This window comes from Bacillus sp. ChL18 (assembly GCF_026241425.1).
GTDB lineage: Bacteria > Bacillota > Bacilli > Bacillales > Bacillaceae > Bacillus > Bacillus velezensis.
The window spans coordinates 2,086,732-2,106,818 of the sequence record NZ_JAPHWE010000001.1 but is presented as its reverse complement, the minus strand read 5'-3'; the positions used below and the strand labels follow the sequence as shown (position 1 = coordinate 2,106,818).

Below are 20,087 nucleotides of genomic sequence, written 5' to 3'. Positions count from 1 at the left end.
GTTGACTGCGCCATGTAAATCTTTCATAATCATTGTAAATAGAAACGGAAGAAAAAGACAGAAGGGACAGATGACAGTGGCCGGTTTATCACGGGAAGTGACACAGAATCTGGAGAAAGGTTCATGGATACGCAAACTATTTGATGAAGGCGCTCGGCTGAAAAAAGAGTTCGGCGCCGATAAGGTATTTGACTTTTCGATAGGAAATCCGGTTGCGGAGCCGCCTGAAACATTTAAGAAGGCGCTTTGCGAAGCGGCTGAAACAGGGCGGCACGGATACATACAAAACCAGGGGCTTCCGGAGGCGAGAGAAAAGGTTGCGCGCTTTTTGTCAGAGCGGTTTCAGACAGAAATTTCCGCCAGGCATACAGTCATGACGGTCGGAGCCGGCGGGGCGTTGAATGTCGCGCTGAAGAGCATTTTAAACCCGGAGGAAGAAGTCATCCTTCTTTCGCCTTATTTTGCGGAATATAAAGCGTATGTTGAAAATTACCGCGGCAGACCCGTCATCTGCCCGCTGACTGACTCATTTGAGATTGATATTGAAGCGGTTAAAGGTGCGATCACCCCCCGTACGAAAGGACTGATCGTTAATACGCCGCATAATCCGACGGGGACTGTGCTCAGCCAGAAAAACCTTAACGAATTAGGCGCTTTATTAAAAGAAGCCGAAGAGCGGAACGGCCAAAGCATATTTATTTTATTTGATGAACCGTACAGCCAGCTGATCTACGGAGAAGAGCAGGCGAATCCGTTTCAGGCGTATCACCGCGTGATTTTAGTCAGTTCGTTCAGTAAAGATCTCGGCATTGCGGGGGAAAGGCTCGGGTATATCGCGGCAGACGCCCAAATGCCTGAGGGCGATCTTCTGACGGATGCGTTCGTTTTCTGCAACCGGACGCTCGGCTTTGTGAACGCTCCGGTCATGATGCAGCGCGCCGTGGCGAAAATGGATGATCTTTCGATTGACGCTGAACCTTACAGAAAGCGGAGAGACCTTATGGTGGCCATCCTCACAGAAGCCGGCTTCGAATTTGAAATGCCGAAAGGAGGCTTTTTCGTCTTTCCGAAATCACCGATTGAAGACGAGGTGGCGTTCTGCATGCATGCCGCACAGAAATACAAACTATTGATCGTACCCGGCAGCGGATTTGGAAAAAGCGGCTATTTCCGATTATCTTTCAGCGTGCCTTCAGAACAGATCAGACAGTCGCGCGATGTTTTCAAAGCACTGTATCAAGATTTTTCTTCATAGCTTCCAATACATAAAGATGGGAGAACGGACAAATGTCGAGGAGAAACAATGGCACGTCAGACATCAGCATTACAGGAATCGGAGTCTTGACCGCGGTCGGACAAGGCAAGGAGGCGTTTCTCGATGCGCTCATGGAGGGGCGGCACGCCTTTGATGTGATGAAACGGCCCGGCCGGCAGAAAGGCAGTTCGTTTATCGGCGCGGAGCTTAGCGAATTAACGCCGCCGGACGCGCTGTCCAAGCGCTTGTATCGAAGGGCCGCATTATCAGGAAAGACGGCGCTTATCGCTTTATATGAAGCGTGGCATGACGCTCAATTAGACGGCGCTGACCACAGCCGCACCGGTCTGATCATCGGCGGCTCGAATATGACGCAGCGCGAATTGCTGCAGACCTTTGAGAAAAACGGTGAAACGCCGCAATTTGTAAATCCGACATACGGGCTTTCTTTTATGGATAGTGATTTGTCGGGGCTTTGTACGGAGCAATTCGGGATAAAAGGGCCGGCCTTTACGGTCGGCGGCGCGTCGGCAAGCGGCCAGGCGGCAGTTATCCAGGCTGCTCAAGGAATCAAAGGAGGCCTGTTTGACCGATGTATCGTGATCGGGGCGCTGGCCGATCTGTCGTACATGGAGTGTCATGCTCTCCGTTCTTTGGGAGCGATGGGCACTGATACATACGCTGAACGGCCTGAAGCCGCCTGCCGCCCGTTTGACCGGCATACGGACGGGTTTATATTCGGAGAGGCGTGCGGGGCGATTGTGCTGGAACGCGCTGAATCTGCCGAAGAGAGGGGCGCCCGTTCGTGGGCCGGCTTAAAGGGCTGGGGGATGGCTTCCGATGCGAACCGCAACCCGAATCCTTCAGCAGAGGGCGAAATGACGGTGATCCGCCAGGCGCTGGAGCGGGCTGGTCTTTCAGCAAAAGAGATCGATTACATCAACCCGCACGGCACCGGTTCACCGATCGGTGATAAGACTGAATGCCGGGCGCTTTCTGAAAGCGGCCTGTCGCACGCGCGGATTAATGCGACAAAATCGATTACCGGACACGGTCTGAGTGCGGCCGGAACGGTGGAAATCATTGCTGCTCTCTTGCAAATGCGGGAAAACAAGCTTCATCCGATCCGAAATTTAACGGAGCCGATTGACGATTCATTTCAGTGGGTGACCGACGGGCCGAGCGCCCATACCGTACACCATGCGTTAAGCTTAAGCATGGGATTCGGGGGGATTAATACGGCGCTTTGTTTAGAAAATCATTTCCGAAGCAGATAACGGCAGCCTTCTTTTTGAAGGCTGTTTTTTATATGATGAAAAAACCTGAAAATGATGAAAGAATGGAGTTGTGATACAATAAAATATACAAATGATAATCATGCTTTGACTTAGGAGGTGGCAGGATGGGGCCCTCTGTGTAGTCAATCACCCATTTCGTTCCTCTCGCTTAAGAAAAAACGATGAAATCAGGAGGTGACGTCCTTATCCTTCGATTCGGGATAAGGTGAAATGGACGATATTGACAGTTTGATTTTAATCGGTGTGCTCATTGCGTTAACGGCATTTTTCGTGGCGAGTGAATTTGCGATCGTCAGAGTGAGGAGATCCAGAATCGATCAGCTCATCTCAGAAGGGAACAGACGGGCGGTGCTCGCAAAGCGTATCATTACGGATCTTGATGAGTATTTATCCGCCTCGCAGCTTGGCATTACACTCACATCCATCGGGCTCGGCGTACTGGGAGAGCCTGCATTTGAGCGGATGCTTCATCCTGTGTTTCAGGGCATGGGGCTCCCGGATTCTGCTGAGCATGTGATTGCTTTTGCTGCGGCGTACGGGCTGATTACGTTTCTACATGTCGTCGTCGGTGAGCTTGCGCCTAAAACGGTTGCGATTCAAAAAGCGGAAAAGCTGACGTTATGGATTGCCGGACCGCTTCGGTTATTTTACGTGTTCATGTTCCCGTTTATTTGGGTGCTGAACGGCTCCGCGAGAATTCTGACCGGTTTGGCCGGATTAAAGCCGGCATCTGAGCATGAAGGCTCCCACTCTGAAGAAGAGTTGCGGATTCTGCTGTCAGAAAGTTTAAAAAACGGAGAAATCAATCCGTCTGAATATACGTTTGTGAATAAAATTTTTGATTTTGATAATCGGATCGCCAAGGAAATCATGATCCCGAGAAAAGAAATCGCGGCTGTTTCCACTGATATGGACGTGCCGAAAATGCTTGATATGATGCTGAAAGACAAATATACGCGCTGGCCCGTAACGGACGGGGACAAAGACAGTGTCATCGGCATGATCAATACGAAGCATCTCTTTTCAGATCTGCTGTTTATGACAGAAGATGAAAAAGCGGAAGTATCCATCACGTCCTACGTCCGCCCGGTGATTGAAGTCATCGAGACGATCCCGATACACGACCTGCTGATAAAAATGCAGAGAGAACGGATTCATTTGGCGATATTGTCTGATGAATATGGCGGAACGTCCGGTCTTGTGACGACCGAAGACATCCTTGAAGAAATCGTCGGCGATATCAGAGACGAATTTGATGAGGACGAACAGCCGCAGATTCAAAAGCTGTCCGAACGCCATTATGTGCTGGACGGAAAGGTTCGGATTGATCAGGTGAATCATCTTCTCGGCGCAGGGATTGAAGAGGAAGTCGACACGATCGGCGGTCTTGTGCTGAAACGGAATATTGACATCTGTGCGGGTGAGTCGATACAAATCGGGGGATACACTGCCCTCATATTAGAAATGGATGGCCGGTTTATTAAACAGCTTGAACTCAAAGAAGAACAGGGCCGCCCGGGCGGTCAGGGAACAATAAACCGCCAGCTGCCTGTACCTGAAACGGTCATGCTTCATAACGCAACCTTGAGCGAAAAATAAGCTCAAGGTTTTTTTAAATGGACATGATAATGAAGCCGCACCAGAACGCCAAAAGGCTTCCGGCTGCTGAAACAGCGATGTAGAGCAGGCTTTCCTTTATGCGGTTGTTCATCATCAGCTGCACGGCTTCAATACTGAACGTGGAAAAGGTCGTAAACGCACCGAAAAAGCCTGTCGCGATGATGATGCCGGCGGAAGGATTATCCAGGCCCAGTCCGGTGAACATGCCGAGGCCGAAGGAGCCGAGCAGGTTGCCCGCAGCCATTCCAAGCGGAATCGGAAAACTTTTTGTTCTTTCTGAAATTGTTTTACCCAGCAGAGACCGTAATACCGCTCCGATACCCGCTGCGATAAGCATCAGGACAATCGTCATGGCGTATCATGCCCCCTTCCCGCTGCGTGAAGGGCAATCCGCCGTCCCCAAAAAATGCCGGCGTATGCAAGGGCAAGACCAGCGAATAAAGTCGCGGCAGCATAACAAAAAGCCGCTGCGGGAGACGATTGCAGCAGAAAAATGGTTTCTTTTGCGAAGGTTGACATCGTCGTGAAACCTCCGCAAAAACCGGTTCCTAAAAAGGCGGTCAAAAGAGGGCGTTTAGCCCGAATGATGAAATAACCCGTAATAAGACCGAGTAAAAGGCTTCCCGCCGCGTTTTCGAGGAAAGTGGCACCCGGGAAAGAACCGCTGTGAATGTGCGCGCTCATTTCAAAGTGGAGCAAAGCGCCAAGCGCGCCTCCGATAAAAATTGCGATGTATTGTTTCATATCAGCCATCCTTAGAAATAAAATCCGGAAAATCAGTTACAATGCCGTCAACTGCCATCATTTGCAGCTTTTCGGCGGTCTTTTGATTTCTGACCGTCCAGGCAAATACTTTCAGGCCGTGTCTGTGAGCGGTGGAAATCAAGAACCGATTCAGACGGGTATATTTAATATTGACATAATTTACGGCTGATTTGTAGACGTTCAGCTGGTTTTTGGAAAACATCCCAAAGCTGGGTCTTGCAATAATTGCAGTCGGAACGGACGGATACATGCCGTGAAAGGTCTGAATCGACTTGAGGCTGAATGATTGAACGATAGGGTGGATGGAAAAGGAAAACCAGCTTAACAGCTGGCCGACTGCTTTTTCAAGACCGACTTGAGAAACGTGCCCCTTCAGTTCAATTAAAAATCCGATTTCAGAATGATAACGCTTCAGAACCTCTTCGAGCAGGGGAATCCGCTCCCCTTTAAACTCAGCCCCATACCAGCTGCCGGCATCCAGGGACTGCAGCTTCTTCAGCGTAAAATCTTTTACAAAACCGGAGCCGTCCGTCGTCCGGTCGACTTTGTCATCATGGATGACGACAATCTGACCGTCTTTTGTGAGCTGGACGTCAAGCTCAATGAAATCAGCGTTCATTTCTGCAGCGATATCAAATGCCGCAAATGTATTTTCGGGCGCGTAACCGGAGGCGCCGCGATGAGCGATGGTATACAAGCTTGTCAGCTCCCCTCATGGGCATTTCTGTTATTATATCAGATTCGTATATGCACAGCGATTCAAACTGGTGAATGTGCAAAACAGTATTTTTTGGAATAAAGATAGTGCTTTTTTCGGTTTACAATCCGCATTGATGATTTATAATGGCAAAAAGGAGGCGAGATCATGGGAAAAGGGAGATTGAAAGTAGAAGAAAGAATTAAGGCCGAAACCGATGCTGAAATCCAAAAAGCGACTCTCCTGAAACAGACACAATCAAAGAAGAAATAGTGCCTGACCCTGTTGTATCTGGCTGAAAGATGAACGAATGTGTGAAAACCCCGGCTGTGCTCTGATGCCGGGGTTTTTCAGGCTGCCTAAAGACATTAAAAGAAGATGATGTCCGAATGTTTTAGTATAATAGATTTTCGACAAGACAAAGGAGCATATGCCATGATGACACAATTTCAGAGCTTTTTTACGCTTGACCATATTTCGCAGATCAGTATCAGCATCGGAATTTTAGCGGCTTTTCTCGTTTTGAGAAAACTGTTTGTCAAATACTTTTTTCAGCTCATTTACAAATTGGCGAACAAGCCGAAAACCGACATATTCAAACAGATTGCCGTAGCGTTTGACAAGCCCGCCAGATGGTTTTTCGCGGCGCTGGGTCTGTTTTTGGCGATTGAGTATTCGCCGTTTTTAGACGGGCAGATGGACATTGTCAAAAAATTGTACCGCTCTCTGATCGTTGCGCTGATCGCCTGGGGGCTTTGCAATCTGACATCGGCGTCTTCGTTTTTATTTCATAAAGTCAATCAGCGCTTTGAGCTTGATATGGATGACATTTTGGCGCCGTTTTTATCCAAGGTGCTGCGCTTTGTCATTCTCGCGCTCAGCGTCAGTGTAATCGCGCAGGAATTCAATTATGATGTAAACGGGTTCGTGGCCGGACTCGGACTTGGCGGATTGGCCTTCGCGCTTGCGGCTAAAGATACGATCAGCAATTTTTTCGGCGGCATTATCATCATTACGGAAAAGCCGTTTACGATCGGCGACTGGGTCGAGACGTCATCTGTGACGGGGGGCGTTGAAGATATCACATTCCGAAGCACAAGGTTCCGCACGGCGCAGGGGGCGCTTGTTACCGTACCCAATTCAACGCTGTCCATGGAAGCCATCACAAACTGGACGAGGATGACGAAGCGCCAGGTCACGTTTTCCGTTCGTGTTTCTTATGCGACGCCGATTGATCGTCTAGAGCGGTGCATCACAAGGCTCAGAGAAATGCTTCGTGAACATGAAGGCGTGCATGATGATACGATTATGGTTAACTTTGACGTGTTTGCGGACAGCTATTACAATCTGTTTTTCAACTTCTACACAAAGACCATCGTCTGGGCGGAAAGCCTGGACGTGCGGCAGGATATCAACCGCCGGATTATTGATATTTTTGCTGAGGAAGGCGTGGAGTTCGCCTATCCGGGCCAGAATGTATTCGTAAAACAAAAAAGCCACGATGATCCGGTTCATGTGAAGGATCATTCCGGAGAAAAAGAACGGGCATAACAGGCGCCGTTCTTTTTTCATGATATGATAAAAAGAAAAGGCGGTGGAAGAGTGGAAGCGTTTATGACATTGATCAATCAGGCGGAACGTATCGTGGTGCTGACGGGAGCGGGAATGAGCACGGAATCCGGCATTCCTGATTTTCGTTCGGCGGGCGGTATATGGACCGAAGACACCTCCAGAATGGAAGCGATGAGCAGGGAATACTTTGAACGCCGTCCGCGTGAATTCTGGCCTAAATTCAAACAGCTCTTTCAGATGAAAATGAGCGGAAGTTATGAGCCGAATGCCGGCCATACGTATTTGGCGGATCTTGAAAAGCGGGGAAAGCAGGTAGACATTTTCACGCAGAATATTGACGGGCTGCATAAGAAAGCGGGAAGCAGCAGTGTCTATGAGCTTCACGGTTCAATTCAGACCGCCGCATGCCCCCGCTGCGGAGCTCGCTACGGGCTTTCTCATCTGCTGAAGGACGAAGTGCCGGAATGTACGGCGGAAATCGGTAATCATGCGGTATGCGGCACCGTATTAAAGACGGATGTCGTGCTGTTCGGCGATCTCGTTCAGCATTTTGAAACCCTTTATGAAAAGCTTGATAAAGCTGATCTTCTTCTTGTGATCGGCACTTCGCTTGAAGTGGCGCCGGCAAGGTTTGTCCCTGAGGATGCGGGCCGGATTCCCGGTTTGAAGCAGGTGATTATTAACCTTGAGCCGACATATTGCGACCATTTATTTGACCTTGTCATCCATGAGAAGATCGGTGAATTTGCAAAACGAATCAGCGCCGCGACATAAAAAAGCCGGATCATATACAGATCCGGCTTTTCTTATTCATGGACGGGAATCATTTGATCCGTCAGAACATCAAAGGAGTAGCCCTGGGCTTTCAGTTTTTGGATCAGGCTAGGCAAAGCGTGCACCGTCGCAGGCAGATCGTGCATTAAAATGACATGCGGCCTGCTCGTATGAACGCTTTCCAAATATGCGAGCTGATTTAATACTTCCGGCACGTACCGTGCGTTTTTGTACTTCCAGTCTTCACTGTCTATCGTCCAGTCCCAGTACACGAATCCGCCTTTTTCGAGATTCTTAATCTGGGCATCCGTCAATGACGGTTTACTGCCGTAAGGCGTGCGGACAAGATCCGTTTTTACTCCGGTGATTGCCTCGAGTGTATCGCGTCCCTGCTGCATTTCGTTCAGCGGTGATGTCGGTGTTTGATAAAACAGGTGATTATCGTGCGTCACGCCGTGCAGGCCGAGCGCGATTCCTTCCTGCTTCGCTCTTTGCACGGAATGCTGATAGGCTTTCATCCGCGGTTCAAGCATAAAAAAAGTGGCCTTTGCGCCATTTGCCTTCAATACATTCAACAGCTGTTCAGTATATGGAGACGGCCCGTCGTCGAAGGTTAAATATACCGTTTTTTTCTCTGGGTCACGCTCTCTCTGCAAATGTTTCATTAAGACGTCGGGAGAATCATTTTTCAGCCGCAGGCTTTCTGCTTCATCCCGAAGCTGCCCGTTTGCGGTCACAGTGACCTGTTTGTTTTTTGCGGCGGAAGCGGAATATCCCATTATGACGATTACCAGAAGCAGTCCGCACAAAACTGCTAAACTCGTAAGTTTAAAAGCCAATGAAAACAGAGAAGGGGAAGCACCTTCTTTTGTGTTGCGCATAACAATCTCTCCAGTAGCATAAATTTCTGCATAATGCCGATAACAGCGGAGGCTTGCGAAGTGCCATAAGTTAACAGCATATGTATGTCGAATCAAGTATACAGGAACAAAACTGGAAAAGACATAGAAAAGATGTCGAATAATAAGATTTTAAGAAAAAAATAAACTCTGCGGCCGGCTCGTTCAGTATGATAGAATAGTTGACAATAACAGCTGAGAATGCACATCACGGCAGATAACGATGAGGAGGGTTTACATGAAGACATTAGTAAACGGCCAGTTGATTGATCGTGAAGAAGCGGCAGTTGATATTGAGGACCGCGGATATCAATTCGGTGACGGTGTGTATGAGGTCATCAGAGTGTACAACGGCGCCTTATTCGGTCTGCGCGAGCATATTGACCGTCTTTTCAGAAGCGCCGCAGAAATCGGCATCACCCTGCCTTTCTCCGCAGAGGACATAGAATGGGATCTGCAAAAGCTCGTACAGGAAAACAAACTCATTGACGGCGGGGTCTATATACAGACGACGAGAGGGAAGGCGCCGCGGAAGCACCAGTATGACGAAGGATTGGAACCGCAGACGACGGCATACACCTTTTCAGTGAAAAAACCGGAAAATGAACAAAAAGCCGGAGCGCAGGCCATAACGGCGGAAGACAAACGCTGGCTGAGGTGTGACATTAAGAGTCTGAATTTACTGTATAATGTGATGATGAAACAAAAAGCCTATGAAGCAGGCGCTTATGAAGCGGTGCTGATAAGGGACGGAGCGGTCACGGAAGGAACCTCTTCCAATGTATACGCCGTCATAAACGGCACTGTCCGGACGCATCCTGCAAATGAGCTGATTTTAAACGGCATTACGCGGATGAAACTGTTAGAGCTGATGAAAGAAAACGGGATTGAGGTGCGGGAGCAGGCTCTTACCGAAGACGAACTCAGGGATGCGGATGAAATTTTCATCTCGTCAACGACGGCTGAACTAATCCCGATCGTAACCCTTGACGGAAAACCGGTCGGAAGCGGAGTGCCGGGACCTGTAGCCAAAACGATTCAGGAGGCTTTTCAGTCGCACATTCAGCAGGAGCTCGGCGTTCAGTCATAAGCTGAAAAAAGGCCGGAACACATCCGGCCTTTTTGCTTCAGTCAGATAAAAAGAGATTCGATATGCTGAACGAGCACACGGGAGATCTTCTCTTTTGAAAGACGCTCAGGTTCAAGCATGGCATGCAGCGCCAATCCGTCGGCGATGGCGTACATTTTCTCCGCTTCGATCTCTTTATCAAGATTCGGTTTCAGAAGCTTATTTTCATCCAGCCAGTCAATCAGACATCGGATATATGCCAAGATCCCGTCCTGCTGGGGTTGAAACTCTTCTCCCTTATGTCTGGCATAAGCTGTGAAAGCGAACCATACCTCCATTTCAGCCATCGTTTCTTCATCTGTCGGGATGATTTCAAGCATCAGACGCACCGCTTTTTCTTTCGGCGGCAGATCTTTCATGGCAACTTCGTTAATTCTGGCGGCCGCTTTTTCTTTTACGAGTGTCATCGCATACCCTAAAAGCTCATCCTGGGTGGTGAAATAGTGCCTCAGCGCGCCTAAAGAAAGACCCGCTTCCTGGGCGATGTTTCTCACTGTCGCTCCTTCCATTCCCCGCTCCAAAATCGTCCGCCAAGTGGCTTCGGCTATTTGTTTTCTTCTTTTTTCATGATCGATTATTTTAGGCATGGTTCCAGTGTAACAGGAAATATTTTTTCTTGCAATTTTGTAATACAGTTGTATTAAATAAAAAGCAGTGATACAATGCATTTTAGAAAACGATAAGGGGGAACCGGATTGAACGCGATTGCTTGGTTGATTGTCATTTGTGAGGCTGCTTTTTGGGCGGCTGTCATCTTCGGATTGGCGGCGCGCTATATATTCAGGCGGCAAAAGCTCGGAATGTTTTTTTTCGCTCTCATTCCTTTATTGGATGCCGTACTGTTTCTGGCGGCTGCAGCTGATTTATACAGAGGGGCGGCGGCGACTATGGCGCATGCGGTGGCGGCCATTTATATCGGAGTGTCTGTCGCCTTCGGGAAAAGCATGATTCAATGGGCGGATGAGCGGTTCCGCTATTATGTGGTCAAGGAAGGGGCAAAACCGGTCAAACGGTACGGACTGGATTATGCCAAACATTATGCGAAAGGATGGGGAAGACATGTATTAGCATTTGTCATCGGCGGCGTTCTTTTAGCCGGAACGGTATTTCTCATTCAGGACGCTTCCCGCACCGAAGCGCTCAGCGTACTGTTAAAGGGCTGGTCTGTTGTATTGTGCATCGATTTTTTGATCATGGCGAGTTTTTTTGTGATGCCGAAAAAAAGAAGAAACAGCCGGGAGCTGTAAAAAAAGCAGCTTTTGATTAAGCTGCTTTACAGAAAGAATTATTTTACGATCAGCACGGGAATATCGGATTTCGATGACAGTTTTTCACTGACACTTCCGAATAAAAGTTTTTTCAGCCTGTTCTGGTCCCGGCTCCCCATGACGATCAAATCCGCCGATATACGGTCGGCATGCTCGATAATGGCATCAGCGGGATTACCTTCTAAAATGTCGATATCCCCGTCAATCTGGCTGTCGTTCATCAGCATTCTCGCTTCCGCAACGATTTCTTCCGTACGGTCTTCATAAATCATCGGATCAGGGGAGATTCTTTCCGCCTGGAGCGGGTCAGGAACGCTTGCAATCCCGCCGCCGATATACGTTGCCCCGGCTCCCGGCCTCGGGGGATCAACAATCGTCTGGGTATCTTTTGCATTGTGGGAATGTACGACCGTTAAATCCGCGTGAAACGTTTTTGAAAGGTCTATGGCTTTTTGGAGCGCTTTTTTACTATTATCACTTCCGTCAAAAGCTGCTATCAACCGGTCCGCGTGAAACATCGGCCTCATCCTTTCAGTAAAAAAGGTTTGTTTTACAATACCCGAATGGCGGAAATGTAAAACCTGCATTGACAAAAAAAGGATTTGTTTATATGATGAAGGAACAATATAGGGAAAAAGGAGGTATGGATCATGTCAAAACTAATGCTTGTCAACTCATCTTCAGCTGAATACCGGCGTGACTCCCATACAGCTTCCGTTTTCTGAACATTTGCTTAAAAACGGGGCAGTCGCGCATAAACGGCGGGTCTGTACCTTATTTATAATAATAAGAGGCATGGAGCTGAGGCTTCATGTCTTTTTTTATACAAAAAAATGAAAGAAAGACAGGTGTGATGCATGTGGCGGTATTAGTGAAAACAATGAAAAACAATCCGGAAAAGCTTGAGGGCGGCTGATTGATGAAAGGGGATGACGGTATTTGTTTACTGTATTAAAAAAGCTCGCGTGGTTTTTTAAAGCCTATTGGCTGCGCTATACGACAGCGATTGTTCTGTTATTGATTGTGAATGTCATTGAAATGTTTCCGCCTAAACTTCTCGGTAACGCGATAGACGATATGAAGGCGGGCGTGTTTACAAAAAGCGGGATGCTGTTTTACATATGTGTTTTTCTCGCATTAACGGCAGCCGTCTATTTACTGTCTTATTTTTGGATGTATCAGCTTTTCGGCGGGGCGAATGTCATGGAAAAGATTCTCCGTTCAAAGCTGATGGGAAGGCTTCTTCAAATGTCACCGCCGTTTTACGAGAAATACAGAACGGGCGATTTAATGGCGCGGGGGACAAATGACTTGCAGGCCGTCAGTATGACGACGGGCTTCGGGGTCTTAACGCTCGTTGATTCAACGATGTATATGCTGACGATATTTTTGACAATGGGGCTTCTCATCAGCTGGAAGCTGACATTTGCCGCGATTATTCCGCTGCCGATAATGGCGGCTGCGGTCAGCCTGTACGGAAAAAAGATCCATGAGCGGTTTACGGAAGCGCAGGATGCTTTCGGATCATTAAATGACAAGGTGCTGGAGTCGGTATCCGGCGTCCGGGTCATCCGGGCATTCGTGCAGGAAAAAAATGATGTCAGCCGGTTCGGTGATATGACGGCGGATGTATATGAGAAAAATATGAAGGTGGCGTTTATCGATTCACTTTTTGAACCGACTGTGAAACTTCTCGTCGGCCTCAGCTATCTCATCGGTCTCGGCTACGGCGCTTATCTCGTTTTTCAAAACCGGCTGACGCTGGGAGAGCTGGTATCGTTTAACGTGTACCTCGGAATGATGATCTGGCCGATGTTTGCGATCGGAGAATTAATCAATATCATGCAGCGCGGAAATGCCTCCTTGGATCGTGTGAATGAGACGCTTTCCTATGAGCCTGACGTGACGGCACCAAAGCACCCCGCCGGCATCAAGGAGCCCGGGCGTCTTGTTTTTGAACAAGTGACTTTCACGTATCCGAGCGGAGCGGGACCGGCGGTTTCCGATGTATCTTTTTCCGTAGAAAAAGGGCAGACACTCGGCATCGTCGGGAAGACGGGAAGCGGAAAGACGACGATCATTAAGCAGCTGTTGCGTGAATATCCGCCCGGGGCGGGTGCAATCACGTTTACAGGCGTACCGATTCAGGAGATTCCGCTCGAGGAGCTCCGCGGGTGGATCGGCTATGTGCCGCAGGATCATATTTTATTTTCAAAGACTGTAAAAGAGAATCTGCTTTACGGCCGGCAGGATGCAAACGAAGAGGAAATCGGCAGCGCGCTGAAAGATGCGCATTTTGAAAACGATATCGGTATGCTTTCCGACGGGCTTGAGACGCTTGTCGGCGAGAAGGGCGTAGCGCTCTCTGGCGGACAAAAGCAGCGCATCTCAATTGCGAGAGCGCTTTTGACCGATCCTGACATTCTCATATTAGATGATTCGCTTTCTGCCGTAGACGCGAAAACGGAAGCCGCCATCATTGACAGCATCCGTAAAAAACGGCGGCATAAAACAACGATTATCACCACCCACCGGCTCTCGGCAGTTGAACACGCAGATCTCATTCTCGTCATGGATGAAGGCCGGGTGTCTGAAAGAGGCACGCACCGGGAGCTATTGGCGCAGAACGGCTGGTATCGTAAACAATATGAGAGGCAGCAGCTGTCCTCTCTTGAAGAAGGGGGGACGGGCGCATGAAGACCGGGAGAAGATTATGGAATTACGCGCTTCAATATAAGAAGCTGCTGATATGGGCGGTCGTCCTGCTCATTATTGCGGTCGGCACTGAGCTGACCGGCCCGTTTATCGGAAAAAAAATGATTGACGACCACATTCTCGGCATTGAAAAAACATGGATTAAAGCCTCTGCGGACGATCCGGGCGCCGTCAGGTTCCGGGGGCATGATTATGTCAGGGAGGACCGGCTCAAACCGGGGGCGGACAAAACCGGAGAGGCGCACATTTATCAAGTCGGTGCGGGCTACTATTTTGTTGACCGTCCCGTCAGTTTTGACGGAAACCGTTCAGTGTCTGACGGCCGGCTGACAATATCAAACGGTAAAGAAAGCAGGTCATATCCCGCCATTACGTTATCAAGACAGGAGATTTTTCAATTTTACCGTCCCGAAATAAAAGGATTGCTGACGTTGACCGCCATTTACGCGGGACTGCTCATGTTTTCCGTATGTTTTCATTACGGCCAGCATTATCTGCTGCAGATGGGAGCGAACCGGATCATACAGCGCATGAGGCAGGATGTATTTTCACACATTCAGAAAATGCCGATCCGCTACTTTGATAATCTGCCTGCCGGAAAAGTCGTGGCCCGCATTACGAATGACACAGAAGCGGTCAGGGATTTATATGTAACGGTGCTGTCGACATTTATCACAAGCGGCGTTTATATGCTCGGCATTTTTACGGCGCTGTTTATGCTTGACGTCAGGCTGGCCGCCGTTTGCCTGCTGATTATTCCGATTTTAATGATCTGGTCGGTTGTCTACCGCAAATACGCATCCGTCTTCAACCAAAAAATCCGTTCCATTAACAGTGACATCAATGCGAAAATGAACGAGTCCATTCAAGGGATGCCGATTATTCAGGCGTTCCGCCGAGAGAAGGAAACGATGAAGGAATTTGAAGAATTGAATGAAGCTCATTTCCGCTACAAAAACAAAATGCTGTCCTTAAATTCCCTCATGTCCCACAGTCTTGTCAATGTGTTGCGCAATCTGGCGTTTGTCGGGCTGATCTGGTATTTCGGGGGCGCGAGTCTGAGTGCGGCCGGAATTGTTTCAATCGGTGTTTTATATGCATTTGTTGATTATTTAAACCGTTTGTTCCAGCCGGTTACGGGGATTGTCAACCAATTTTCAAAGCTTGAATTGGCCCGTGTCTCTGCCGCCAGGGTATTCGAGCTTTTACAGGAGGAGGAAACGGAAGAAGAAGGCGCTCCCGCAGACAGAAAGGCGAAAGGAACTGTGGAATTCCGCGATGTTTCTTTTGGATATCGAAAGGGAGAAGAGGTGCTGAAACACATCAGCTTTACAGCTGAAAAAGGGGAGACGGTCGCCCTCGTCGGCCATACGGGGTCCGGCAAAAGCTCCATCCTGAATCTTCTGTTCCGTTTTTATGATGCTCAAAAAGGGGATATTCTGCTGGATGGTCAGAGCATATACGGCATGTCAAGGCAGGAGCTGAGGTCGCATATGGGCATTGTGCTGCAAGACCCGTATCTTTTCTCGGGCACGATCGGCTCCAATGTGACGCTCGATGATCAGCGTATTTCTCTGGAGCAGGCGGAAGAAGCGCTTCGCCAAGTCGGTGCCGCAAGCCTTCTGCAATCTTTGCCGAAGGGCATCAGAGAGCCCGTCACCGAAAAAGGCGGCACCCTGTCCTCAGGCCAGCGTCAGCTGATTTCTTTTGCAAGAGCGCTTGTGTTCGATCCGGCCATTTTAATTTTGGATGAGGCGACGGCGCACATTGACACCGAAACAGAAGCAGTCATTCAAAAAGCGCTGCAAGTGGTTCAAGAAGGGCGCACGACATTTATTATCGCCCATCGGCTTTCCACGATCAGACACGCAGACCAGATTCTCGTGCTGGAAAAGGGCCGTATTATTGAAAAGGGAAGCCATGACGAATTAATGGCGCAAAAGGGGCAGTACCATCAAATGTATGAATTGCAGAAAGGAACGGCGAAGTCCGCGGTGTAATCGGAAAGGGTGAATCTAAAGATTCGCCCTTTTTTTCATTCAGTAAGCCAGTCCCACCCGTTTTCTGACAAACTGAGGGCTGATCAGCTCACGGTATAGAAAATGCGCCGTGTCTCCGACGGTGATTTCAGCGCCGTCTTCAGGAAGGCGATCCTGTTCGAACCGGTAAACTCCGGCAGCATCTCCGTCAGGAAGGTAGGTGGGACAGATGATCGTCCAGTCAAGATCCTCTGCCAGCAGCATCTCGTATACGCGGGCGTGTTCCTTTGCGGCTCTTGTTGATTTTCGTTTTGATTCTGCCGATTCAAAACGGTATTGATCAGGCATAAGCCGTGACTGAAGGATACCCGCGGTGCCGATCGTAATCAGACGCTGAACATGATGCCGTTTCATGCCGTCTATTATATGGGTCATAGCGGCTGAAAGGGTATCGTCACCGTCCGTGCCGAGACAGCTCACGACTGTGTCCGCTTTGGAAATCAATCGGCTTACATCTTCCCGCCGCCTCGCATTCCCTGTTATGATTTGTTTTTCAGGAATGGGAAGGACTGTTCCGGCTGATCTGACAAGAGCGAATATCTCGATGTGTCCATGTTTCTGCGCTTCTTTTATAAAAGCCTGTCCTACTCTTCCCGTTGCTCCGACTAAAGCGATGTTCATGTAAAAAACCTCCTCGCCGCTCATTATATCATTCAAAGCAGCGGGGAAAAGAATACCTGTGAATAAACGGGAAATGGTGGGCAACATATTCATTGACCAAAGAAACACTTACGAACTGAAACAGCTCCCAATTGACTGAGGCAATGAATGACATGTTTTCCCTCCTTTTTTCCTAGGGTATGTGGAATAGGAAAAAAGGGTGACGGCATAAAAGAAGACGCGGTATCCCGCGCCTTCTGTAAGCCATTTATTGAGTTATTGTACGCCTTGGCCGCCCATGCTCTGCTGTGCGAAAGATACTAGACGTTTAGTGATTTCTCCTCCGACAGAACCGTTTGCACGAGAAGTTGTTTCTCCGCCAAGGTTTACGCCGAACTCAGAAGCAATTTCGTATTTCATTTGGTCGATTGCTTGAGCAGCGCCGGGTACTACTAGTTGGTTTGAAGAGTTGTTGTTTGCCATTTGTATGATCTCCTTTATAAAGTAATATGGTTGGGTTTGCTGGAATTGCACCAGCCGATGATTTCCGGAATGAAAACCATTGCCAGCTCGGCTTCACCCAATGCTGTTTGCCGCTTTGTACTACGTATTATGGTGAATCAAACGGCATCTCATTCGGAAAACGGTGTGGTAAATAGCGGAAGGGAAAAGAAAAGCCCAGCCTGGTGCGGCTGAGCTTTTAGCTTTCAGTCATATATGTGATAAAGCATTAATTCATGCAGCTCTTTTACGAGAGCCGGCTCTTCTTTTCCCGGATGTGTGTGTCCCCATTCAATGTCTCCGGACTTATGGTAAATCCCTTCGTAATGCGTACCCTGCCAGTAAAATGAAATCCGCCATCCGGGCAGTTTCTCTTTTTTGAATAACGGTTTCCAGCTGAAGTGCGAAATCATGACGTTCACGCTCCTTAGGGGAAATGTTGATCTTGTTCATTGTAGCTCATCGTTCATTGCCTGTCCCGGGTAAACCTAAAAAAGACAGCCTCACCGCCAAAGTTTTTCCGGGGCGGTGATGGACCGTTCTGATAAATACGACGCGTATTCAAAATTTCTCCGTTTTGTCAGGTAATCGACCGATCTCAGCTTCGGATGGGAAAAAATGCTGCGCCCGGGGCGGGAATTGGCTTCAAACATCCAAACTTTCCCTGAATGATCGACACCGAGGTCAAAACCGATTTCGCCGATAAAACCTTCAATGTGCTCATTTAACACGCGGCTGACCGCCAAGGCGGCTTTTGAAAGTTTCCGCATCATGCCGACTCTCTCGCGCGGATCACCGTATAATTCAGCTAACGTCCTGACTTCTCCGCCGGTTGCCAGATGCGTCGTGATGCTGTTTTCACCGGAAATTTTTGCCGCAATGGCCGTCACTGTCCATTTTCCTTCGGCGTTTTTATTCGTGTGCACCCTGAAATCGACGGGGCGCCCATCCAGCCGGATCAGGTCAATGCCTTGCTGAATTAAAAATGCGGACGGGTCATTGTTTTCTTTAAATGATGTCATGAAGGATGCCGCATCTGAATACTCTGCCGTCACCACCGTTTTTTCCTCATTCGTGTGTTTGACAGATAAGCCGGCATCTGTTTTTTCCACCTTGTAAATCCCCGTTCCGAGTGCGCCGTCTGCAGGTTTGATATAGACGGTGCCAAACGTGCTGCATAACGTCTCTAACGCTTCCGCATTCGGGTGCAGGACAGATTTTGGCAGAAGTGAAGCGGTGAGACTGTTTTTTTCCAGAAGCTTATGAATGTCCCACTTATTAAAGAATTGCGGATTAAACCACGGAATCTGATAGTCATTCATCAGCCTCTGTTTTGTCTGCTGTAAAAGCGGAACTTCTTCCGTTTTTCGGCTGGGGAGCCTGTCATATACGACATTCGGAAGCGGGACGGCCGTCCGTTTCCAGCTGTTTTCTTTATAAATCAGCGCTTGGACGGTGCCTTCTTCCCAGTTGATCTGATGGGCCCCGAAAACGAAACAATATCCGTTCGCCTGTTCATGAAGAGAGAGCATCTTGGAAAAGAAGGCTGTACGGTCTCTTAATGGGCGGGACGGCGATGATGTGAACCCGGCTGTGAAAACGCCGATCAGCGGTCCGATGTGCACCGTCTGGCCGTGTATGAGAAAGTCAGCCCGGCTTTTATGCGGTATCAACAGCTCCTCAAACAAATCTTCAGAAAGGAGCGCGCTTTTTTCAAGTGATTGAGAAAAGGCTACACGGCATTTGACAACCTTGGTCCCGAAGGCAGCGGATAAAAGCCCTTCCCGTTTCATGGAGGAGGGGAGAAACAGCGTATTTTTGCTTTTTTTATCGATGCCGACAATCATCCCTTTATGATTCACGCGGTAATACTCCTTTCCGGCTTTCCTGTGACTGAAGTTCGCGGAAGCGTCTCAGCGGACCCGTATACAAATCCTCTTTCGCCTCCGGAGCCACGCTTAAAATAGCTTTCCGTCCCGGCTTTGAATTGACATCCAAAAGCCAGATGCGTCCGTCTTTGGCATAACAAATATCGAGCCCCAGCTCAAACAGCGGTCCGAACCGTTCATCAAGGAAATAAGGGACGGATTGGGTGATCGAAAAGACATCATCCAATAAAACGGCCTGCTGCTTTCTCGGAATTTCCTCAAACCATGTGTCAAACTTAATCGGTTCTGATCCTCCGGGCAAATGAGATAAAAGACCGTTCTGATAACCCCTTCTGACCGCTTTTCCGACCGTTTCCCAAACGCCTGACTCAGTTTTACGCATAAAAATGCGGATGTCGCACGGATGCCGCTCTTTATCCTGGATATTTAAGTAGGATTGAAGCAAATAGCGGTGCTGCAGCACTTTTTTGCACCAAGACTTAAAAGACACGTGATTGGAAAATGATTTTGTTTGTTTGTTTTTTCCGATATAGTAAGTGGCCGTAATTGATTTTTTGCCTGTTTCAAGCAGGATGATGCCTCTGCCTCCCGCGCCGAAAGCGGGCTTAAGTATACATGCTTTTTCCTTGGCTAAGTATGATTGCACCTGTTCATAGCGGCTGACTTCGGCCGTTTCAGGAATATAGGGACTGATCAGATGATGCTTTTGGAGCGCATCCGTGATCGTCCATTTATCAGGAAGCCCCCGGCCGATAAATTCCGTTTTCGGATATTTTTTCAGCCATTCGACGATCGGTTTGGCTTTTTGCGCTTCAGAGGATTTTCCGTAAAAACAGCGGTCGTAAATATATTCGGGAATATCGATTTCCGTTTCGTCCCACTTTCCGCTTTGCGGGTGATAGACGAGCGCTTTCACGCGCAAAGAATCCGGAAATATATCAAACGGTGTAAAGCGGGCTAAGCGCACATTATATTGAGGCGCTCTTTCAGCCAATTCCCCGGCGTAATCTTCTTCGTGCCGGCGGGATACAGACATAAAACCGAGTGTTGTCATATTATTACTCCC

Annotated in this window: 22 protein-coding genes; 10 read left to right on the top strand and 12 right to left on the bottom strand. The window is 48.6% G+C overall.

What is annotated here, in order from left to right; genetic code table 11:
- Window positions 1-70 precede the first annotated feature (70 nt).
- The 3 genes from OQ477_RS10445 to OQ477_RS10435 all read left to right on the top strand — a co-directional run bounded on the left by OQ477_RS10445 (window position 71) and on the right by OQ477_RS10435 (window position 4,152).
- A complete protein-coding gene (locus OQ477_RS10445) occupies window positions 71-1,255 on the top strand; it encodes a pyridoxal phosphate-dependent aminotransferase (protein WP_265972334.1) in 1,185 nt (394 codons plus the stop codon).
- A gap of 32 nt (window positions 1,256-1,287) precedes the next feature.
- Window positions 1,288-2,532: a beta-ketoacyl synthase N-terminal-like domain-containing protein gene (locus tag OQ477_RS10440; protein ID WP_038463734.1), complete on the top strand. Its 1,245-nt coding sequence runs from the start codon at window positions 1,288-1,290 to the stop codon at window positions 2,530-2,532.
- Window positions 2,533-2,763: 231 nt separating this feature from the next.
- Window positions 2,764-4,152 (top strand): hemolysin family protein, encoded by a 1,389-nt coding sequence (locus OQ477_RS10435; RefSeq protein WP_265972332.1) that lies wholly within the window; start codon window positions 2,764-2,766, stop codon window positions 4,150-4,152.
- Between the two features lie 13 nt (window positions 4,153-4,165).
- Here the strand turns inward: OQ477_RS10435 and crcB are convergent, their stop codons facing one another.
- Genes crcB through OQ477_RS10420 form a run of 3 tightly spaced genes read right to left on the bottom strand, consistent with a single transcriptional unit; the run spans window position 4,166 to window position 5,635 of the window.
- On the bottom strand, window positions 4,166-4,525 hold the full coding sequence (gene crcB, locus OQ477_RS10430; protein WP_265972330.1) for a fluoride efflux transporter CrcB: 360 nt from the start codon (window positions 4,523-4,525) through the stop codon (window positions 4,166-4,168).
- Window positions 4,522-4,917 (bottom strand): fluoride efflux transporter FluC, encoded by a 396-nt coding sequence (locus OQ477_RS10425; RefSeq protein WP_265972328.1) that lies wholly within the window; start codon window positions 4,915-4,917, stop codon window positions 4,522-4,524. Before OQ477_RS10425 ends, crcB begins: the two co-directional genes overlap by 4 nt.
- 1 nt (window position 4,918) lies before the next feature.
- The gene (locus OQ477_RS10420) at window positions 4,919-5,635 is read right to left on the bottom strand and encodes a glycerophosphodiester phosphodiesterase (protein ID WP_265972326.1); all 717 of its coding nucleotides are present in this window, start codon (window positions 5,633-5,635) and stop codon (window positions 4,919-4,921) included.
- A 168-nt stretch (window positions 5,636-5,803) separates the two neighbouring features.
- Here OQ477_RS10420 and OQ477_RS10415 point away from each other — a divergent pair, with 168 nt between their 5' ends.
- From OQ477_RS10415 to OQ477_RS10405, 3 genes are all read left to right on the top strand, one after another.
- Window positions 5,804-5,908: a YhdX family protein gene (locus OQ477_RS10415; RefSeq protein ID WP_003155299.1), complete on the top strand. Its 105-nt coding sequence runs from the start codon at window positions 5,804-5,806 to the stop codon at window positions 5,906-5,908.
- Between the two features lie 162 nt (window positions 5,909-6,070).
- The gene (locus OQ477_RS10410) at window positions 6,071-7,186 is read left to right on the top strand and encodes a mechanosensitive ion channel family protein (RefSeq protein ID WP_032874303.1); all 1,116 of its coding nucleotides are present in this window, start codon (window positions 6,071-6,073) and stop codon (window positions 7,184-7,186) included.
- A gap of 63 nt (window positions 7,187-7,249) precedes the next feature.
- Window positions 7,250-7,981: an NAD-dependent protein deacylase gene (locus OQ477_RS10405; RefSeq protein WP_416346529.1), complete on the top strand. Its 732-nt coding sequence runs from the start codon at window positions 7,250-7,252 to the stop codon at window positions 7,979-7,981.
- 32 nt (window positions 7,982-8,013) lie between these two features.
- Here the strand turns inward: OQ477_RS10405 and OQ477_RS10400 are convergent, their stop codons facing one another.
- On the bottom strand, window positions 8,014-8,862 hold the full coding sequence (locus tag OQ477_RS10400) for a polysaccharide deacetylase family protein (protein ID WP_061581867.1): 849 nt from the start codon (window positions 8,860-8,862) through the stop codon (window positions 8,014-8,016).
- 256 nt (window positions 8,863-9,118) lie between these two features.
- Between OQ477_RS10400 and dat the strand changes: the two genes are divergently transcribed.
- Window positions 9,119-9,970: a D-amino-acid transaminase gene (gene dat, locus OQ477_RS10395; protein ID WP_044801676.1), complete on the top strand. Its 852-nt coding sequence runs from the start codon at window positions 9,119-9,121 to the stop codon at window positions 9,968-9,970.
- A 41-nt stretch (window positions 9,971-10,011) separates the two neighbouring features.
- Here the strand turns inward: dat and OQ477_RS10390 are convergent, their stop codons facing one another.
- The gene (locus OQ477_RS10390; RefSeq protein ID WP_061581868.1) at window positions 10,012-10,596 is read right to left on the bottom strand and encodes a TetR/AcrR family transcriptional regulator; all 585 of its coding nucleotides are present in this window, start codon (window positions 10,594-10,596) and stop codon (window positions 10,012-10,014) included.
- Between the two features lie 108 nt (window positions 10,597-10,704).
- On the opposite strand from OQ477_RS10390, the gene OQ477_RS10385 reads away from it, so the two are divergent.
- The gene (locus tag OQ477_RS10385; protein WP_014417310.1) at window positions 10,705-11,256 is read left to right on the top strand and encodes a hypothetical protein; all 552 of its coding nucleotides are present in this window, start codon (window positions 10,705-10,707) and stop codon (window positions 11,254-11,256) included.
- Window positions 11,257-11,294: 38 nt separating this feature from the next.
- On the opposite strand, the gene OQ477_RS10380 is transcribed toward OQ477_RS10385, so the two are convergent.
- Window positions 11,295-11,795: a universal stress protein gene (locus OQ477_RS10380; protein ID WP_061581869.1), complete on the bottom strand. Its 501-nt coding sequence runs from the start codon at window positions 11,793-11,795 to the stop codon at window positions 11,295-11,297.
- A gap of 421 nt (window positions 11,796-12,216) precedes the next feature.
- Here OQ477_RS10380 and OQ477_RS10375 point away from each other — a divergent pair, with 421 nt between their 5' ends.
- Complete coding sequence (locus OQ477_RS10375) at window positions 12,217-13,974, top strand: ABC transporter ATP-binding protein (protein ID WP_032874311.1); 1,758 nt, start codon at window positions 12,217-12,219, stop codon at window positions 13,972-13,974.
- Window positions 13,971-15,992, top strand: coding sequence for an ABC transporter ATP-binding protein (locus OQ477_RS10370; protein WP_265972325.1), 2,022 nt, complete (start codon window positions 13,971-13,973; stop codon window positions 15,990-15,992). The genes OQ477_RS10375 and OQ477_RS10370 overlap by 4 nt, the downstream gene beginning before the upstream one ends.
- A gap of 39 nt (window positions 15,993-16,031) precedes the next feature.
- On the opposite strand, the gene OQ477_RS10365 is transcribed toward OQ477_RS10370, so the two are convergent.
- From OQ477_RS10365 to OQ477_RS10340, 6 genes are all read right to left on the bottom strand, one after another.
- Entirely contained in the window at window positions 16,032-16,652 is a 621-nt protein-coding gene (locus OQ477_RS10365; protein WP_265972323.1) for an NAD(P)-dependent oxidoreductase, read from the bottom strand.
- A 28-nt stretch (window positions 16,653-16,680) separates the two neighbouring features.
- Window positions 16,681-16,806, bottom strand: a complete 126-nt coding sequence (locus OQ477_RS10360) for a hypothetical protein (RefSeq protein ID WP_007610363.1) — start codon at window positions 16,804-16,806, stop codon at window positions 16,681-16,683.
- A gap of 101 nt (window positions 16,807-16,907) precedes the next feature.
- Complete coding sequence (locus OQ477_RS10355; protein WP_014417315.1) at window positions 16,908-17,114, bottom strand: alpha/beta-type small acid-soluble spore protein; 207 nt, start codon at window positions 17,112-17,114, stop codon at window positions 16,908-16,910.
- A 224-nt stretch (window positions 17,115-17,338) separates the two neighbouring features.
- Entirely contained in the window at window positions 17,339-17,554 is a 216-nt protein-coding gene (locus OQ477_RS10350; RefSeq protein ID WP_012117190.1) for a YheE family protein, read from the bottom strand.
- Window positions 17,555-17,635: 81 nt separating this feature from the next.
- The gene (locus OQ477_RS10345) at window positions 17,636-18,994 is read right to left on the bottom strand and encodes a YheC/YheD family protein (protein ID WP_007409242.1); all 1,359 of its coding nucleotides are present in this window, start codon (window positions 18,992-18,994) and stop codon (window positions 17,636-17,638) included.
- Window positions 18,984-20,075, bottom strand: coding sequence for a YheC/YheD family protein (locus OQ477_RS10340; protein ID WP_265972319.1), 1,092 nt, complete (start codon window positions 20,073-20,075; stop codon window positions 18,984-18,986). The genes OQ477_RS10345 and OQ477_RS10340 overlap by 11 nt, the downstream gene beginning before the upstream one ends.
- Window positions 20,076-20,087: the final 12 nt, after the last annotated feature.

Coding starts and splice junctions, on each gene's coding strand:
- OQ477_RS10445 (WP_265972334.1), top strand. CDS start 71: ATGACAGTGGCCGGTTTATCACGGGAAGTGACACAGAATCTGGAGAAA.
- OQ477_RS10440 (WP_038463734.1), top strand. CDS start 1,288: ATGTCGAGGAGAAACAATGGCACGTCAGACATCAGCATTACAGGAATC.
- OQ477_RS10435 (WP_265972332.1), top strand. CDS start 2,764: ATGGACGATATTGACAGTTTGATTTTAATCGGTGTGCTCATTGCGTTA.
- crcB (WP_265972330.1), bottom strand. CDS start 4,525: ATGACGATTGTCCTGATGCTTATCGCAGCGGGTATCGGAGCGGTATTA.
- OQ477_RS10425 (WP_265972328.1), bottom strand. CDS start 4,917: ATGAAACAATACATCGCAATTTTTATCGGAGGCGCGCTTGGCGCTTTG.
- OQ477_RS10415 (WP_003155299.1), top strand. CDS start 5,804: ATGGGAAAAGGGAGATTGAAAGTAGAAGAAAGAATTAAGGCCGAAACC.
- OQ477_RS10410 (WP_032874303.1), top strand. CDS start 6,071: ATGATGACACAATTTCAGAGCTTTTTTACGCTTGACCATATTTCGCAG.
- OQ477_RS10405 (WP_416346529.1), top strand. CDS start 7,250: ATGACATTGATCAATCAGGCGGAACGTATCGTGGTGCTGACGGGAGCG.
- OQ477_RS10400 (WP_061581867.1), bottom strand. CDS start 8,862: ATGCGCAACACAAAAGAAGGTGCTTCCCCTTCTCTGTTTTCATTGGCT.
- dat (WP_044801676.1), top strand. CDS start 9,119: ATGAAGACATTAGTAAACGGCCAGTTGATTGATCGTGAAGAAGCGGCA.
- OQ477_RS10390 (WP_061581868.1), bottom strand. CDS start 10,596: ATGCCTAAAATAATCGATCATGAAAAAAGAAGAAAACAAATAGCCGAA.
- OQ477_RS10380 (WP_061581869.1), bottom strand. CDS start 11,795: ATGTTTCACGCGGACCGGTTGATAGCAGCTTTTGACGGAAGTGATAAT.
- OQ477_RS10370 (WP_265972325.1), top strand. CDS start 13,971: ATGAAGACCGGGAGAAGATTATGGAATTACGCGCTTCAATATAAGAAG.
- OQ477_RS10365 (WP_265972323.1), bottom strand. CDS start 16,652: ATGAACATCGCTTTAGTCGGAGCAACGGGAAGAGTAGGACAGGCTTTT.
- OQ477_RS10360 (WP_007610363.1), bottom strand. CDS start 16,806: ATGTCATTCATTGCCTCAGTCAATTGGGAGCTGTTTCAGTTCGTAAGT.
- OQ477_RS10355 (WP_014417315.1), bottom strand. CDS start 17,114: ATGGCAAACAACAACTCTTCAAACCAACTAGTAGTACCCGGCGCTGCT.
- OQ477_RS10340 (WP_265972319.1), bottom strand. CDS start 20,075: ATGACAACACTCGGTTTTATGTCTGTATCCCGCCGGCACGAAGAAGAT.